This window comes from Telluria sp. LT2P34 (genome assembly GCF_059685915.1).
Genome location: NZ_JCASIN010000002.1, coordinates 958,885 through 974,549, shown reverse-complemented (window position 1 = coordinate 974,549; position 15,665 = coordinate 958,885). Strand labels below are relative to the sequence as shown.

Here is a 15,665-nt window from a genome sequence, read left to right as displayed (position 1 = left end):
CGGGTTAGCACACCATTCGTAAATATCGGCGTGGGGCCGCATTCGGCACACATATAATGGAGGCCCTCCCGCCTCCTGTTTGCCCATGCCTTTCCGAAAAGAACCAAGCCATACCCACGGTAGCATTGCCCAGAGCGCCATCGTCCTTGTCAACCTCGGTACGCCCGATGCGCCGACCCGTGCGGCGGTCAAGCGCTACCTGAAGCAATTCCTGTCCGATCAGCGTGTGGTCGAGATCCCGCGCCTGGTGTGGTGGTTCATCCTGAATTTGATCATCCTGCCTTTCCGGTCAGGGGCGTCGGCCAAGAAATACCAGTCGATCTGGACCCGCGAGGGCTCGCCGCTGAAGGTGCATACCCAGAAGCAGGCGAATCTCTTGGCCGAGGCGCTGGAAGAGCGCGGGCATGAAGGTGTGCAGGTACGCATGGCGATGCGTTACGGTTCGCCGTCGCTGGCCGAGGTGCTCGACGAACTGAAAGCGGCCAACTGCGACCGCATTGCGGTGCTGCCGGCCTATCCGCAGTATTCCGGCACCACCACTGCCTCGATCTGGGACGCCGTCTTTGCCCATTACAAGGACGTGCGCAATGTGCCCGAGCTGCGCCTGATCAAGCATTACCACGACCATGACGGCTATATCGACGCCCTGCACGATGTCGTGCAGGCGCACTGGGACGCGCACGGCCGCGGCGGTAAATTGGTGATGAGTTTCCATGGCGTGCCCAAGCGCACGCTGATGCAGGGCGACCCGTATTTCTGCGAATGCCAGAAGACGGCGCGCCTGCTTGCCAGCCGCCTGCGTTTATCGCCCGACGACTACCTGGTGACTTTCCAGTCGCGTTTCGGCAAGGCCGAGTGGCTGCAGCCGTACACGGCGCCGACCGTGCAGGCTTTGGCGCGCCAGGGCGTGGCGCGAGTGGACGTGATCTGCCCGGGTTTTACCAGCGATTGCCTGGAAACCCTGGAAGAAATCTCGATGGAAGTGAAGCACGATTTCGAGTCCGCCGGCGGCAAGGAATTTCACTACATTCCCTGCCTGAACGAGTCGCCAACCTGGATCGTGGGCCTGGCCGAAATCGCCGAACAGCACCTGATCGGCTGGCCGACCATCATGAGCCCGTCTCAGCGGGAAGCCGAGCGGCGCGATGCCGATGCGGCGCGCGAGAATGCGTTGCGGCTAGGGGCTTGATCCGCGTGGGCTCGGGAGCCCACCCTACGAACTACCCTACAACCCGGCGTAGCAGATGCAGGCTGTTGCCAGTGCGGTATAGACGACGACTGCGCTGCTGATCAGATGGTATTTCATCATGCTTCCCTGGGACGATTGTTCTTGTGACGGCGCCTTCTCGCGCCTTGAGAACATCGTACGGCTTCCGATCGTGGAAAGAATTACCTCAGCCGTAACTCTTGTAACAAATGTTGTCACTCTTTCTGCGGCCAGCGCTGCAATACCCCTTGAAGTTGTAGGAGATCGCCCCATATGGGGCGCTGTATGACAAGCAGCATCTGTCCAATTATTCAGACAAGTACTTGATTTCAGGAGTTTTTCGATGCAAGACCAAGAAAATCCAGATGTGATTGCCCAGCCAGAAGGCGAAGAAGCCGCAGCGGCCCAGCCGTCCGGCGAGCCGAGCCTCGAAGAACAGCTGAGCGCGACCGAAGCCAAGCTGGCCGAGATGCACGATGCCTTCATGCGTGCCAAGGCCGATGTCGAAAACATCCGCCGCCGCGCCCAGGAAGACGTCAGCAAGGCGCATAAATTCGCCATCGAAAGTTTTGCCGAGGCCATGGTGCCGGTGCGCGACAGCCTGGAAATGGCATTGAAGGTCGAGTCGCCGACCGTGGAGTCGATCAAGGAAGGCGTCGAGATGACGCTCAAGCAGCTGACTTCCGCGTTCGAAAAGAATCGCCTGGTCGAAGTCATGCCGCTGGCCGGCGACAAGCTCGATCCGAACAAGCACCAGGCCGTGGCCGTGGTGCCGGCCGACCAGGAAGCCAATACCGTGGTGACCGTGCTGCAGAAGGGTTACATGATTGCCGACCGCCTGCTGCGTCCGGCGATCGTGACCGCGGCAGCGCCGAAATAAACACCGAAACAAGAAAAAGTTCCGTGCTGATTGGCAAAAGCCCTTGAAAGCACGCAGTTTTTCCCAATATTACAAAACATCCGAAACTTAGTATCTAAAGGAAAAAAATCATGGGCAGAATCATCGGTATCGACCTGGGCACCACCAACTCGTGCGTTGCGATCATGGAGAACGGCCAGCCAAAGGTCATCGAAAACGCGGAAGGCGCGCGTACCACGCCGTCGATCATCGCTTACCAGGAAGATGGCGAGATCCTGGTTGGTGCGCCGGCCAAGCGCCAGGCCGTCACCAACCCGAAAAATACCCTGTTCGCCGTCAAGCGCCTGATCGGCCGCAAGTACGATGAAAAAGAAGTGCAAAAGGACATCGGCCTGATGCCTTACGCGATCGTCAAGGCCGACAACGGCGACGCCTGGATCGGCGTGCGCGACAAGAAGCTCGCGGCCCAGCAGGTCTCGGCTGAAATCCTGCGCAAGATGAAGAAGACCGCCGAAGACTACCTCGGCGAAGAAGTCACCGAAGCGGTCATCACCGTGCCGGCCTACTTCAACGACTCGCAGCGCCAGGCGACCAAGGACGCCGGCCGCATCGCGGGCCTGGACGTCAAGCGCATCATCAACGAGCCGACCGCGGCCGCGCTGGCTTTCGGCCTGGACAAGACCGAAAAGGGCGACCGCAAGATCGCCGTGTATGACCTCGGCGGCGGCACCTTCGACGTGTCCATCATCGAGATCGCGGACGTGGACGGCGAGAAGCAGTTCGAAGTGCTGTCGACCAATGGCGACACCTTCCTCGGCGGCGAAGACTTCGACCAGCGCATCATCGATTACATCATCGACGAGTTCAAGAAGATCAACGGCCTCGACCTGTCGAAAGACGCGATCGCCCTGCAGCGCATCAAGGCTTCGGCCGAGCGCGCGAAGATCGAACTGTCGTCGTCGCAGCAGACCGAAATCAACGAGCCGTACATCGCCATGGCGAACGGCGCGCCGGTCCACCTGAACCTGAAAATGACCCGTGCCAAGCTCGAGTCGCTGGTTGAGGAACTGATCAACAAGACGATCGAGCCATGCCGCATCGCGATCAAGGATGCCGGCGTCAAGGTCTCGGACATCGACGACATCATCCTGGTAGGGGGCATGACCCGCATGCCGAAGGTGCTGGAAAAAGTGAAGGAATTCTTCGGCAAGGAGCCCCGCCGCGACGTGAATCCGGACGAAGCGGTCGCTGTCGGCGCCGCCATCCAGGGCTCGGTCCTGTCGGGCGAGCGCAAGGACTTGCTGCTGCTGGACGTGACGCCGCTGTCGCTGGGTATCGAAACCCTGGGCGGCGTGATGACCAAGATGATCCACAAGAACACCACGATCCCGACCAAGTTCTCGCAGGTGTTCTCGACCGCCGACGACAACCAGCCGGCCGTGACGATCAAGGTCTTCCAGGGCGAGCGCGAAATCGCAGCCGGCAACAAGGGCCTGGGCGAATTCAACCTCGAGGGCATCCCACCGGCGCCACGCGGCACCCCGCAGGTTGAAGTGACCTTCGACATCGACGCCAACGGCATCTTGCACGTCGGCGCCAAGGACAAGGCCACCGGCAAGGAAAACAAGATCACCATCAAGGCGAACTCGGGCCTGACCGAAGCCGAAATCCAGAAGATGGTGAAGGATGCCGAGCTGAACGCCGAAGAAGACAAGAAGGTCAAGGAACTGGCGGAATCGCGCAACCAGGCCGACGCGCTGGTGCACTCGACCCGCAAGTCGCTGACCGAATACGGCGACAAGCTGGAAGCCGGCGAGAAGGAAGCCATCGAAGCGGCCATCACGGATCTCGAGGGCTCGATCAAGTCGGGCGACAAGGCCGACATCGACAACAAGACGGCCGCACTGTCGACCGCTGCGCAAAAGCTGGGCGAGAAGATGTACGCCGACATGCAGGCGCAGCAGGCCGGTGGCGCAGGCGCCGAAGGCGGCGCCCAGCAGGGCGGCGAGCAATCGGCCCAGGCTGACGACGTCGTCGATGCCGACTTCAAGGAAGTAAAAGACGCGAAGTAATTTTCGCTTCGTACAAAACCGAGCCGACGCACTGTTTCATGCGCGGCTCGGTTTTTTTGCTCAAACAGTTCGATTAGTAGATAACAGCAAGGTGCCACATGGCAAAGCGTGATTTTTACGAGATCCTTGGGGTCGCAAAGGGTGCTTCGGAAGAAGAGATCAAGAAGTCGTATCGCAAACTGGCGATGAAGTACCATCCTGACCGCAACCCGGACAACAAGGAAGCGGAAGAGAAGTTCAAGGAGGTCAAGGAAGCCTACGAGATGCTGACCAATCCGGAAAAGCGCGAGGCGTATGACCGTTACGGTCACGCCGGCGTCGATCCGAACATGGGCGGCGGCGGCGGCTTCGGCGGCGCTGGCGCCGGCGGTTTTGGCGATGCCTTCGGCGACATCTTTGGCGACATCTTCGGCGGCGGTGGTCGCGGCGGGCGCGGCGGCGGCGGACCACAGGTCTACCGCGGCGCCGACCTGCGCTACAACCTCGAGATCTCGCTGGAGCAGGCGGCCAACGGCTTCGACACGACGATCCGCGTGCCGAGCTGGGACAAGTGCGACACCTGCCACGGCAGCGGCGCCAAGCCGGGCACCCAGCCGGTCACCTGCACCACCTGCGCCGGCCATGGCCAGGTGCGCATGCAGCAGGGCTTCTTCAGCATCCAGCAGACCTGCCCGAAGTGCCACGGCAGCGGCAAGATGATCCCGGAACCGTGCGCTGCCTGCAGCGGCGCCGGACGCATCAAGCGCAACAAGACGCTGGAAGTGAAAATCCCGGCCGGTATCGACAACGGCATGCGCATCCGCTCGACCGGCAACGGCGAGCCGGGCACGAACGGCGGACCGTCGGGCGACCTGTATGTGGAAATCCACATCAAGCCGCACGCCGTGTTCCAGCGCGAAGGCGACGACCTGCATTGCGAAATGCCGATCTCGTTCTCGAAAGCGGCTCTGGGCGGTGAAATCGAAGTACCGACCCTGACCGGCAAGGTCTCGTTTACCGTGCCGGAAGGCACCCAGACCGGCAAGACCTTCCGCCTGAAAGGCAAGGGTATCAAGGGTGTGCGTTCCGGCTATGCGGGCGACCTGTTCTGCCACATGATCGTCGAGACCCCGGTCAAGCTGACGGAGAAGCAGAAAGACCTGCTGCGCGAGTTCGAACGCTCGACCACCGAAGGCGGCGCCAAGCACAGCCCGCAAAGCAAGGGCTGGATGGACAAGGTCAAGGACTTCTTCGAATAAGAGGTTCTGCAAAAACCGCTGAGGGCGCGAACCCTCAGCGGTTTTTTTTCGTCCAATCGCTCGCAGTGTTGCCGCACTGTTACGTTTACAATATGCGACGCTTATAACCAGCAGGAGAATCACATGGCAAAAACACCAACCGGCCTGACGTCGGCCGACCTCTTCCAGCGCAACCGCGAATGGGCGGCGACGATGGTCGAAGAAGACCCGGGCTATTTTGCGGATCTGGCCTCGCAACAAGCACCGGAATACCTGTGGATCGGCTGTTCCGACAGCCGCGTCCCGGCCAATGAACTGGTCGGCATGGCGCCGGGCGAACTGTTCGTGCACCGTAACATCGCCAACGTCGTGGTCCACTCGGACCTGAACTGCCTCTCGGTGCTGCAGTTCGCGGTCGACGTGCTCAAGGTCAAGCACGTGATCATCTGCGGCCACTACGGCTGCTCGGGCGTGCACGCGGCCCTGACCGACAACCGGGTCGGCCTGGCCGACAACTGGCTCGGCCACGTGCGCGATGTGCGCGAGAAGCACGGTAAATACCTCGGCAACGTTGCCGGCCGCGCCGCCACCAACCGCCTGGTCGAACTCAACGTGGCCGAGCAGGTCATCAACGTGGCGCAAACGACGATCGTGCGCGACGCCTGGGAACGGGGCCAGCCACTGACGATCCACAGCTGGGTCTACGGCGTCCACGACGGCCTGCTGCGCGACCTCGGCATTACGGTCAGCAGCCATGCCGAAATCGCGCCGAAGCTCGAAGTAGTCCTGCAGGGCTATCGCGACGGGGAAGCGGAGTGACCACGCCGACGGGCGAGGGCGACCTGGCGCGCCTGCGCGCGCTGGTGCGCGCTTTCGTGGACGAGCGCGACTGGGACCAGTTCCACACGCCCAAAAACCTGGCCTCGGCGCTGTCGGTCGAGGCGGCCGAGCTGCTGGAACACTTCCAGTGGCTGCAGCATGGCCGCATCGACGAACTCGGCGCCGACAAGCTGGTCGAGGTGCGCCACGAGATGGCCGACGTGCTGGTCTACCTTGTGCGCCTGGCCGACAAGCTCGATGTCGACCTGATGGCCGCGGTCGACGAAAAGATGGTGCTCAACCGGGCCAAGTACCCGGCGGATAAAGTGCGCGGCGATGCGCGCAAGTACCACGAGTACAAGGAGTTGTAGGGTGGAGTCCTGACTCCACCGAGACTACATCCCGCCCAGATAAAAACTCAACACCCCATCCGAACTCTCGATCCCGAGGAGTTCCATGATCTCTTCAAGCGCCATCCCGAAGTGCTCGCGCGCCTCCGTGTCCTCGGTTTCCATGGCAACCAGCGTTTGCTGGAACTGCTTCATCACGAAGAACTTGGTCGGATGGCGCTCGATGCCCGCCAGCAGGCGCTCGAGCAGGCCGTCGAGCGCCGCTTCCAGTCGCGCACGCTCCTCGGCCGTGTCGGTCCCCGGCAAAAGATCGAAATGCGGCGCCGTTTGAAACGCGCGCAAGGCGTCGAGCACGCGCGGAACGATGAACAGCGGCGCGTCCTCCACGCTTGACAAGGGATCATGCTCCATTCCAGCTTGGTCCAGGTTCGTCATCCCATCCTCAACATGTCGTTCAGTCCAGGGCTCATGCTAACCGTAAAAACCCTGCAGCGGCAGTGCCGGGGCTGCGTGCCGCCCGTTCGTGTTGGCATCCTTCCCCACTTGCCGTTAAGCTTTTGTTATTGAATCGCAGATTCAGTAGCAGATCGGCGTGACGCGTGAGCCCTACCGCACCGTGTTTGATCTGGATTAACAGCCCCTCGCGCTTGGACCAGATAGCTCGTATGATGGTCTTCAGTGCGGCCACGACAAGGTAAAACCATGCGCCCCATCGTAATCGTCCCGGCATGCACGCGTGATTTTGGCGAGCACCCGTATCACGCGGCCCAGTACAAGTATGTCGACGCCATCGTGCTTGGCGCCGACTGCGCTCCCATGATCCTGCCCTCGCTTGGCAAGGACCTCGACCTGGAAACGATGCTGCAGCTGTGCGATGGGATCATGCTCACCGGTTCGGCATCGAACGTCCATCCCAGCTATTACTCGCAAGAGGTGCTCGACCCTTCCTTGCCGCAGGACCCTGCGCGCGACGAAACGACGCTGCCGCTGATCCGGGCGGCAGTGGGGCGCGGTATCCCGATCATTGCGATCTGCCGCGGTTTCCAGGAAATGAACGTGGCGCTCGGCGGCAGCCTGCACCAGGCGGTGCAACTGGTCGAAGGCAAGTTTGATCATCGCGAGAATCCCGAACTCGGCCTGGATGAGCAATACGGCGACGCCCACAAGATCACGCTGACCCGGGGCGGCATGCTGCACGGGATCGTGGGCGCCGACGAAATCCCGGTCAATTCGCTGCACGGGCAAGGCGTCAACGAGATGGCGCCGGGCCTGGTGGTCGAGGCGGTCGCCGAAGACGGCCTGGTCGAAGCATTTTCGGTCGGCGCCGCTCCCGGCTTCACGCTCGCGGTGCAGTGGCACCCCGAGTGGCGCATCACGCAGAATCCGTATTCGATGAAGATGTTCGGCGCCTTCGGCCAGGCCTGCCGCGACTACCGTGCCAAGAAACTGGGGCTGCCATGACCGCCTGCAAGCGCCTGCTGGTGCGCGGCGGCGCGGTTAGCGCCGTCCCCTAGCTTTTCTCCTTTCTTCCCGCCTGCATGCAGGGTGCGTCCTTGCGCGCCTGCACCAGGCCCCACCCATCCACACACACTGAGCGAATATCGGCTGAGCGAACACTGACTGAGGCAATCATGGCAATCCGCGAGAATTTTTCCTATACCGACATGGACGAGTGGCTCAATGCCAAGCGCGTCACCGAAATCGAATGCCTGGTCCCCGACCTGACCGGCGTTGCCCGCGGCAAGATCCTGCCACGCGGTAAATTTACCGAAGAGCGCGGCATGCGCCTGCCGGAAGCGGTGCTCGGCATGACCGTCACCGGCAACTCGCCGACCGACGACGAGGCCTACGACCGCGCCATTTCCGCTACCGACCGAGACATGATCCTGAAGGCCGACCCGACCACCATCACGATGGTGCCGTGGGCTGTGGACCAGACCGCGCAGGTCATCCACGACTGCTATTTCGCGAATGGCGAACTGGTCGATTTCGCCCCGCGCACGGTGCTGCGCCGGGTCCTGAAACTGTACGAGGACAAGGGCTGGAAGCCGCTGGTGGCGCCGGAACTCGAGTTTTACCTCACTGCCAAGAACATCGACCCCGACCTGCCCCTGTGCGCCCCGATCGGCCGCAGCGGCCGCGCCGAAACCAGCCGCCAGGTCTACAGCATCGACGCCGTCAACGAATTCGATCCGCTGTTCGAGGACATCTACGATTACTGCGACCTGATGAACCTCGACGTCGACACCCTGATCCACGAGATCGGCGCCGGCCAGATGGAAATCAACTTCCAGCACGGCGACCCGCTGGGCCTGGCCGACAAGGTGTTCTATTTCAAGCGCACGCTGCGCGAAGCGGCATTGAAGCATGACATGTACGCCACCTTCATGGCCAAACCGATGGCGGGCGAGCCCGGTTCGGCGATGCATGTGCACCAGAGCGTGGTCGACGCCACCACCGGCCGGAATATCTTCAGCGATGCCGAAGGCAAGGCCTCGACCCTGTTCCACCAGTACATCGGCGGCTTGCAGCGCTACATGCCCTCGGCCATGGCGATCATCGCCCCTTATGTCAATTCCTACCGCCGCATCGTGCGCCACACGGCCGCGCCGATCAACCTGCAGTGGGGCATCGACAACCGCACCGTGGGCTTCCGGGTGCCGGTCTCGGGCGCCCAGGACCGCCGCATCGAGAACCGCATCATCGGCGCCGACGCCAACCCCTACCTGGCGCTGGCCGTGACCCTGGCCTGCGGTTATCTCGGCATGGTCGACGCCCTCGAGCCGACCGCGATCGTCGAAGGCAGCGCCTACAAGATGGCGGTCGAACTGCCGCAGGGCCTGCCGGAAGCGCTGCACCTGTTGCGCCGCGAGGCGCGCCTGCGCGAAGTGCTGGGCGACCGCTTCATTGATGTGTATTCTGCGATTAAGGAACTCGAACACCAGGAGTTCATGACCGTGATCAGTCCATGGGAGCGCGAACACCTGCTGCTGCACGTGTAACCAGGGCTGAACAAACCAAAACCAGGGTTTTTACATATTAAAAGAGGTGCCGTCATGGCAACCGACGATACGGCGGTGATTGCCGCCAGCTTGGCTTCCCGGGGCGCGCCCGATGTCGACACCTTCGACACGGCCGCCCTGCAACAACTCGATTCGGCGCATTTCCTGCATCCGTTTACCGACCATGCGGCGCTGCGCGACAAGGGCGCGCGCGTGATCGTGCGCGGCCAGGGCGTCTACCTGTGGGATTCCGACGGCAAGCGGCTCATCGACGGCATGTCCGGGCTGTGGTGCGTGAACGTCGGTTATGGCCGCACCGCGATTTCCGAAGCGGTCTATCTGCAGATGGAAACGCTGCCCTTCTATAACAGCTTTTTCAACACCACGAACGTGCCGGCGCTGCGCCTTGCGGCCGAGCTCATTGCGCTGGCGCCGCCGCAATTCAGCCACGTGTTCTTCACCGGCTCCGGCTCGGAAGCGAACGACACGGTCGTGCGCATGGTGCGGCGCTACTGGGAAATCCTCGACCAGCCGGAACGGCAAGTCATCATCAGCCGCCACAATGCCTACCATGGCAGCACGCTGGCCGGAGCTTCTCTCGGCGGCATGGCCGGCATGCACGCCCAGGGCGGCCTGCCGATTCCCGGCATCCGCCACATCGGCCAGCCGAATTACGCCGAAGCCGGGCAGGGCATGAGCGAGAGCGCCTTCGGCCTGCTCGCGGCGGGCTGGCTGGAGGAAGAGATCCTGGCCATCGGACCGGATAAGGTAGCCGCCTTTATCGGCGAGCCGGTGCAGGGCGCGGGCGGCGTCATCATTCCGCCCGCGACCTACTGGCCGGAGGTGCAGCGCATCTGCGACAAATACGGCATCCTGCTCGTCGCCGACGAGGTCATCTGCGGCTTCGGGCGCCTCGGCGCCTGGTTCGGCTCCGAACTGATGGGCTTCAGGCCCGACCTGATCAGTTTTGCCAAGGGCGTGACTTCCGGCTATGTACCGCTCGGCGGCGTCCTGGTCGGCAAACGGGTGGCGCAGGCGCTGGTCGAGCAGGGCGGCGACTTCAACCACGGATTTACCTATTCAGGCCACCCGGTGGCCTGCGCGGCGGCGCTGGAAAACCTGCGCATCCTGCGCGAGGAGCGCCTGCTGGAAAAAGTGGCGCTGGAGACGGGGCCGCACCTGAAAGCGGCGTTCAACGCCCTGGCGACGCATCCGCTGGTGGGCTACGCCGACAGTTACGGCATGGTGGCGGGGCTCAACCTGGTGCGCGTCAAGGGCGCCACCGTGCACGACTGCGTGCCGTTTGACCGCGCCCTGCATGTCGGCATGCTGTGCCGCGGGCACATGTTCGAGCAGGGGGTGATCATGCGCGCCGTCGGCGACCGCATGATCGTCGCGCCGCCGCTGGTGATGACGAAGGCCGAGATCGACGAGATGGCGGCGCAGATCCGGCACTGCCTGGATCTGACGCTGGCGGATGTGCGCTCGCGCGGCTGGATGTGATTTGCAATCGTAGGGTGGGCCTGGGCGGCCCCGCGGTTCGCCGCTCACGCGTTCAATCAGCGGGTGCTAGTTACATCGCGAATTGGCACCGAGTAGTTGAACGCGTGAGCGGCAGAGCCGCCCACCCTACGTTTAAACGCCCGCCGGCATCGACTTGCTTGGCTCGGTCCGGTTTTTCAGGACCTGCGGCGCCAGCGAGCCGATGAACATGCCTGCAAACGCGGCAATCAGCCCGGCCAGCTGGCCCGGGAAGGCTTCGCCCAGGTTCGATACCTGCGGGAAGAACAGCAGCCACACGAACAGCCCGGCGGCGATCGAGACGATCGCGCCCTGGGTGGTGGCGCGCTTCCAGTACAGGCCCATCACCAGCGGCACGAAGGCGGCGACCAGGGTCACCTGGTAGGCGCTCGACACCAGTTCGTAAATCGAGGTGCCTTCCATGGCGATCGCGTAGGCCAGCACCAGGGCGGCGAAGATGACGATGGTGACGCGCATGGCGAACAGTTGCTGGCGGTCGGTCATGCCCGGGCGCAGGTTTTTCAGGATGTTCTCGGTGAAGCTGGTCGACGGCGCCAGCAGCGTGGCCGACGAGGTGCTCTTGATGGCCGAGAGCAGGGCGCCGAAGAACAGGATCTGCATGATCAGCGGCATCTTGGTCATGACAAAGGTCGGCAGCAGGCGCTGGTAGTCGTTCTTGGCGATGTCCATGGCGCTGTCGCCCATCACCACCACGGCGGCCAGGACGATGAACATCGGCACGAAAGCGAACAGGATGTAGCTGGCGCCGCCGATCACGGCGCCGGTGCGCGCGGTCGGCGCGTCCTTGGCCGACATCACGCGCTGGAACACATCCTGCTGCGGAATGCTGCCGAACATCATGGTGACGGCCGCGCCGATGAAGAAGGCGATATCGGTAAAGCTCGGCTCCGGCCACACGCGCCACAGGTCGGCACGGTGCGCCATGTCGATCACGTTGCCGGCGCCGCCGGCCAGGTCGGCCGCGAAAATGGCGATGACCGACATGCCGATCACGAGCACGATCATCTGGATGAAGTCGGTCAGGGCAACGGCCAGGAAGCCGCCCACCACCACGTAGATCAGCACGGCGAGGGTGCCGATCACCATGCCCGTCGCCGGCGCCATCGCGCCCCAGGTCAGCACCGAAAACACCAGGCCGAGCGCGGTGATCTGGGCCGCGACCCAGCCGAGGTAACTGAGGATGATCGCGACCGAGCAAAAGATTTCGATGCCCTTGCCGTAGCGCTCGCGGTAATAGTCGCCGATGGTCAGCAGGTTCAGTTTATAGAGCTTGGTCGCGAAGAACAGGCCGACCAGGATCAGGCAGGTGCCGGCGCCGAACGGGTCTTCGATGATGGCGTTCAGGCCGCCCTGCACGAACTTGGCGGGCACGCCCATCACGGTCTCGGCGCCGAACCAGGTGGCGAAGGTTGTTGTAATTACCATGATCAGCGGCAGGCTGCGCCCTGCGACGGCAAAGTCGCTGGTATTCTTGATGCGCGAGCCCGCCCACACGCCCAGCGCCAGTGTGCCCAGCAGATAGAGCACGACGCAAGTAATCAAGGTGTTGTTTATCATGGTGCGGCTGCTCCGGGAAGGATTATTATCGGGCGGAAAATTCGCGATTATAGCGGCAGAACTTCGCCGTGAGAGGGGCTTGATGCGGTTTTTCCTCCGCTTTTCTTCACTTTAGAAGGAACACTGGCATGCCGACAACAAGCTGGCACGAACGTGCCGCCGCACTGCAAATCGACGGGCGCGCTTTCATCGATGGCGAACGGGTCGACGCCCGCAGCGAAGCGCGCTTCGATTGCATCTCGCCGGTCGACGGGCGCAAGCTGGCCGAGGTTTCACGCTGCGGCGGCGAAGACGTCGACGCCGCAGTTGGCAGCGCGCGTGCCGCCTTCGAAGACCGGCGCTGGGCCGGCAAAGCTCCCGCCGAGCGCAAGAAAATCCTGATCCGCCTGGCCGACCTGATGCTGGCCCACCGTGACGAACTGGCGCTGCTCGAAACGCTCGACATGGGCAAACCGATCCGCTACAGCCTGAGCGTCGACGTGCAGCTGGCGCAGAACTGCATCCGCTGGTACGGCGAAGCGATCGACAAGCTCTACGACCAGGTGGCGCCGACGGGCGAGGCCAGCCTGGCCCTGATCACGCGCGAACCGGTGGGCGTGGTGGCGGCGATCATCCCCTGGAATTATCCGATGCTGATGGCGGCCTGGAAGATCGGCCCGGCGCTGGCCGCCGGCAACAGCCTGGTATTGAAACCCTCGGAAAAAGCGCCCCTGAGCTCGCTGCGCCTGGCGGAGCTGGCCCTGGAGGCCGGCGTACCGCCGGGCGTGTTCAATGTCGTGCCCGGCTTTGGCGATGAAGCCGGCCGCGCCCTCGGCCTGCACATGGATGTCGACTGCATCGCCTTTACCGGCTCGACCCGGGTCGGCAGGCAGATCGTCCAGATGGCCGGGCAATCGAACCTGAAACGGGCCTGGACCGAACTGGGCGGAAAATCCGCAAACATCGTCTGCGCCGATTGCCCCGACCTCGACGCGGCGGTAGCCGGCGCGATCGGCTCGATCTATTTCAACCAGGGCGAAAGCTGCAACGCACCCTCGCGCCTGTTCGTGGAAGCCTCGATCAAGGATGCTTTCCTGGACAAGGCGCTGGCCATGATCCCGCAGTTCGCACCCGGCGACCCGCTCGATGAAGCCACCGTCATGGGCGCCATCGTCGACCCGGCCCAGATGAACACCGTGCTCGGTTTTATTGCGTCGGGCAAGGAAGAGGGCGCGCGCCTGTTGGCCGGCGGCGCGGCGGCGCGGGTCGCGTCGGGCGGGCTATACATCGAGCCGACCCTGTTCGACGGCGTGGACTCGTCGATGCGCATCGCCCGCGAAGAAATCTTCGGGCCGGTGCTGTCGGTGCTGTCGTTCACGGATCTGGATGACGCGGTGCGCCAGGCCAACGCCACCCCCTATGGCCTGGCCGCGGCTGTGTGGACAGCCGACCTGAGCCGCGCCATCCGCACCGCACGCGCCCTGCGCGCCGGTACCGTGCACGTGAACCAGTACGACAGCGACGACATCACCGTGCCTTTCGGCGGCTATAAACAGTCGGGCAACGGCCGCGACAAGTCGCTGCATGCGTTTGATAAATATACGGAGTTGAAGACGACCTGGATCCAGGTATAGCGCCGCCCGGCCCATCCTGCGTAGTTAACGGTACTCCTGCAGCACCGTATACGCCCCGCCATCGCCGGTCTTGGATTCCACCAGCGCATAGCCGCCGATGTTCCAGACGAGCTTGTCCGCCTCCGCCGGCACCACGGCATGGTTGGCGCGTCTTGCCAGCGTCACGTGGGGACGGAAGGTGCGCGCCTCCGGCTCCAGGCCGAGCGCGACCAGTGCAGCCGAAAGCTGCGCGTGCAGCGCCAGCAGTTCGGGCGGCTCGGCATGGGGCTCGAGCACGGCGATACCATGCGACCACAGCTTGGGCACGCCGATCGACAGCGAAAACGGCGTGAACGGCACGGCCAGTCCGGCTTGCAGTGCCGGCAGGCGCTCGCTCGGGATGCTGCCCAGGAAATGCAGCGTCATGTGCAGCTTGTCAGCAGGAACAGGACTGGCGCCGCGTGGCCAGTCCCAGGCATCGCGCCGTTCGCGCAAGGCATGGCGGATCGCCGGATCCGGCCAGAGGGCGACAAACAGGCGCACGGTGGGGACGCTGCTCATCGCCTGTTCCCCCAATTAAAAGCAGTGTTCCGGCGCCGGGAAGCTGCCGTCCTTGACGCCGCCGACATAGGCGCGCAAGGCGCCCTCGATGCTGGCCTGGCCCTCCATGAAATTCTTCACGAAGCGCGCCTTGTGGCCGGGGAAAACGCCCAGCATGTCGTGCATCACCAGCACCTGGCCCGAGCAGTCGGGGCCGGCGCCGATGCCGATGGTCGGCACCGCCAGCAGTTCGGTCGTTTCCTTGCCGAGCTGGGCCGGCACGGCTTCGAGCAGTACCAGTGCCGCGCCCGCGGCCTGCAGCGCCAGCGCATCGTTCTTCAGGCGATCGGCGCCTTCCTGGGTTTTGCCTTGCACCTTGAAGCCGCCGAGCTGGTGCACGAACTGCGGGGTCAGGCCGATGTGGGCGCAGACCGGGATGCCGCGCTCGGCGAGGAAGGCGACGGTCTCGGCCAGCCAGGCGCCGCCTTCGATTTTCACCATCTGGGCGCCGGCGCGCATCAGCGCAGCCGCGCTTTCAAAGGCGATCTCTTTCGTCGCGTAGCTGCCGAAAGGGACGTCGGCCACCAGCAGGGCGTTCTTGTTGCCGCGTGCGACCGAAGCCGTGTGGTAGACCATGTCCGCCAGCGTGACCGGCAGCGTCGAGGAGTGGCCGGCGCAAACCATGCCGAGCGAGTCGCCGACGAGCAGCATGTCGACGCCGCAGCGGTCCATGAGCGAGGCGAAACTGGCGTCGTAACAGGTCAGCATGGCGATCCTGGTGCCGGCGGCGCGCATCGCATGCAGCGCGGGGATCGTGATCGCCTTGGCCACCGCGTTGGTGACCGGCTGCGGCGTCGCAGGCGCCTCGCCGCCCGTCATCTCCTTGCCCTGCAAATAAGCGCTCATAG

General features: G+C 63.4%; 14 protein-coding genes. 10 read left to right on the top strand and 4 right to left on the bottom strand.

Going from position 1 to position 15,665, the window contains the following annotated elements:
- The first annotated feature begins 85 nt into the window (after nucleotides 1–85).
- The 6 genes from hemH (at nucleotide 86) to AC56KZ_RS10195 (ending at nucleotide 6,545) form a co-directional block, all read left to right on the top strand.
- The gene (gene hemH / locus AC56KZ_RS10220; RefSeq protein WP_497162042.1) at nucleotides 86–1,189 is read left to right on the top strand and encodes a ferrochelatase; all 1,104 of its coding nucleotides are present in this window, start codon (nucleotides 86–88) and stop codon (nucleotides 1,187–1,189) included.
- 361 nt (nucleotides 1,190–1,550) lie between these two features.
- A complete protein-coding gene (grpE, locus tag AC56KZ_RS10215) occupies nucleotides 1,551–2,087 on the top strand; it encodes a nucleotide exchange factor GrpE (RefSeq protein ID WP_497162041.1) in 537 nt (178 codons plus the stop codon).
- Between the two features lie 110 nt (nucleotides 2,088–2,197).
- Nucleotides 2,198–4,138, top strand: a complete 1,941-nt coding sequence (dnaK, locus tag AC56KZ_RS10210; protein WP_497162040.1) for a molecular chaperone DnaK — start codon at nucleotides 2,198–2,200, stop codon at nucleotides 4,136–4,138.
- Nucleotides 4,139–4,236: 98 nt separating this feature from the next.
- On the top strand, nucleotides 4,237–5,376 hold the full coding sequence (dnaJ, locus tag AC56KZ_RS10205) for a molecular chaperone DnaJ (RefSeq protein WP_497162039.1): 1,140 nt from the start codon (nucleotides 4,237–4,239) through the stop codon (nucleotides 5,374–5,376).
- Nucleotides 5,377–5,499: 123 nt separating this feature from the next.
- Nucleotides 5,500–6,174 carry a carbonate dehydratase gene (can, locus tag AC56KZ_RS10200; RefSeq protein ID WP_497162038.1) on the top strand — a complete coding sequence of 225 codons (675 nt, stop codon included), beginning with the start codon at nucleotides 5,500–5,502 and terminating at the stop codon, nucleotides 6,172–6,174.
- On the top strand, nucleotides 6,171–6,545 hold the full coding sequence (locus tag AC56KZ_RS10195) for a nucleotide pyrophosphohydrolase (protein ID WP_497162037.1): 375 nt from the start codon (nucleotides 6,171–6,173) through the stop codon (nucleotides 6,543–6,545). Before can ends, AC56KZ_RS10195 begins: the two co-directional genes overlap by 4 nt.
- A gap of 24 nt (nucleotides 6,546–6,569) precedes the next feature.
- On the opposite strand, the gene AC56KZ_RS10190 is transcribed toward AC56KZ_RS10195, so the two are convergent.
- Complete coding sequence (locus AC56KZ_RS10190; protein ID WP_497162036.1) at nucleotides 6,570–6,959, bottom strand: DUF4844 domain-containing protein; 390 nt, start codon at nucleotides 6,957–6,959, stop codon at nucleotides 6,570–6,572.
- Nucleotides 6,960–7,226: 267 nt separating this feature from the next.
- Here AC56KZ_RS10190 and AC56KZ_RS10185 point away from each other — a divergent pair, with 267 nt between their 5' ends.
- The 3 genes from AC56KZ_RS10185 (at nucleotide 7,227) to AC56KZ_RS10175 (ending at nucleotide 11,029) form a co-directional block, all read left to right on the top strand.
- The gene (locus tag AC56KZ_RS10185) at nucleotides 7,227–7,985 is read left to right on the top strand and encodes a gamma-glutamyl-gamma-aminobutyrate hydrolase family protein (RefSeq protein WP_497162035.1); all 759 of its coding nucleotides are present in this window, start codon (nucleotides 7,227–7,229) and stop codon (nucleotides 7,983–7,985) included.
- A 170-nt stretch (nucleotides 7,986–8,155) separates the two neighbouring features.
- The gene (locus tag AC56KZ_RS10180; protein ID WP_497162034.1) at nucleotides 8,156–9,526 is read left to right on the top strand and encodes a glutamine synthetase family protein; all 1,371 of its coding nucleotides are present in this window, start codon (nucleotides 8,156–8,158) and stop codon (nucleotides 9,524–9,526) included.
- 54 nt (nucleotides 9,527–9,580) lie between these two features.
- Entirely contained in the window at nucleotides 9,581–11,029 is a 1,449-nt protein-coding gene (locus AC56KZ_RS10175) for an aspartate aminotransferase family protein (RefSeq protein ID WP_497162033.1), read from the top strand.
- A gap of 132 nt (nucleotides 11,030–11,161) precedes the next feature.
- Here the strand turns inward: AC56KZ_RS10175 and AC56KZ_RS10170 are convergent, their stop codons facing one another.
- Nucleotides 11,162–12,622, bottom strand: a complete 1,461-nt coding sequence (locus AC56KZ_RS10170) for a high affinity choline transporter 1 (RefSeq protein WP_497162136.1) — start codon at nucleotides 12,620–12,622, stop codon at nucleotides 11,162–11,164.
- Nucleotides 12,623–12,753: 131 nt separating this feature from the next.
- Here AC56KZ_RS10170 and AC56KZ_RS10165 point away from each other — a divergent pair, with 131 nt between their 5' ends.
- Nucleotides 12,754–14,238, top strand: a complete 1,485-nt coding sequence (locus AC56KZ_RS10165; RefSeq protein WP_497162032.1) for an aldehyde dehydrogenase — start codon at nucleotides 12,754–12,756, stop codon at nucleotides 14,236–14,238.
- Between the two features lie 24 nt (nucleotides 14,239–14,262).
- Here the strand turns inward: AC56KZ_RS10165 and thpR are convergent, their stop codons facing one another.
- Complete coding sequence (thpR, locus tag AC56KZ_RS10160) at nucleotides 14,263–14,778, bottom strand: RNA 2',3'-cyclic phosphodiesterase (RefSeq protein WP_497162031.1); 516 nt, start codon at nucleotides 14,776–14,778, stop codon at nucleotides 14,263–14,265.
- 15 nt (nucleotides 14,779–14,793) lie between these two features.
- Entirely contained in the window at nucleotides 14,794–15,663 is an 870-nt protein-coding gene (gene panB, locus AC56KZ_RS10155) for a 3-methyl-2-oxobutanoate hydroxymethyltransferase (protein ID WP_497162030.1), read from the bottom strand.
- Nucleotides 15,664–15,665: the final 2 nt, after the last annotated feature.

Excerpts from the sequence above, each read along its gene's own strand:
- hemH (WP_497162042.1), top strand. The coding sequence starts at position 86 with ATGCCTTTCCGAAAAGAACCAAGCCATACCCACGGTAGCATTGCCCAG.
- grpE (WP_497162041.1), top strand. The coding sequence starts at position 1,551 with ATGCAAGACCAAGAAAATCCAGATGTGATTGCCCAGCCAGAAGGCGAA.
- dnaK (WP_497162040.1), top strand. The coding sequence starts at position 2,198 with ATGGGCAGAATCATCGGTATCGACCTGGGCACCACCAACTCGTGCGTT.
- dnaJ (WP_497162039.1), top strand. The coding sequence starts at position 4,237 with ATGGCAAAGCGTGATTTTTACGAGATCCTTGGGGTCGCAAAGGGTGCT.
- can (WP_497162038.1), top strand. The coding sequence starts at position 5,500 with ATGGCAAAAACACCAACCGGCCTGACGTCGGCCGACCTCTTCCAGCGC.
- AC56KZ_RS10190 (WP_497162036.1), bottom strand. The coding sequence starts at position 6,959 with ATGACGAACCTGGACCAAGCTGGAATGGAGCATGATCCCTTGTCAAGC.
- AC56KZ_RS10185 (WP_497162035.1), top strand. The coding sequence starts at position 7,227 with ATGCGCCCCATCGTAATCGTCCCGGCATGCACGCGTGATTTTGGCGAG.
- AC56KZ_RS10180 (WP_497162034.1), top strand. The coding sequence starts at position 8,156 with ATGGCAATCCGCGAGAATTTTTCCTATACCGACATGGACGAGTGGCTC.
- AC56KZ_RS10175 (WP_497162033.1), top strand. The coding sequence starts at position 9,581 with ATGGCAACCGACGATACGGCGGTGATTGCCGCCAGCTTGGCTTCCCGG.
- AC56KZ_RS10165 (WP_497162032.1), top strand. The coding sequence starts at position 12,754 with ATGCCGACAACAAGCTGGCACGAACGTGCCGCCGCACTGCAAATCGAC.
- thpR (WP_497162031.1), bottom strand. The coding sequence starts at position 14,778 with ATGAGCAGCGTCCCCACCGTGCGCCTGTTTGTCGCCCTCTGGCCGGAT.
- panB (WP_497162030.1), bottom strand. The coding sequence starts at position 15,663 with ATGAGCGCTTATTTGCAGGGCAAGGAGATGACGGGCGGCGAGGCGCCT.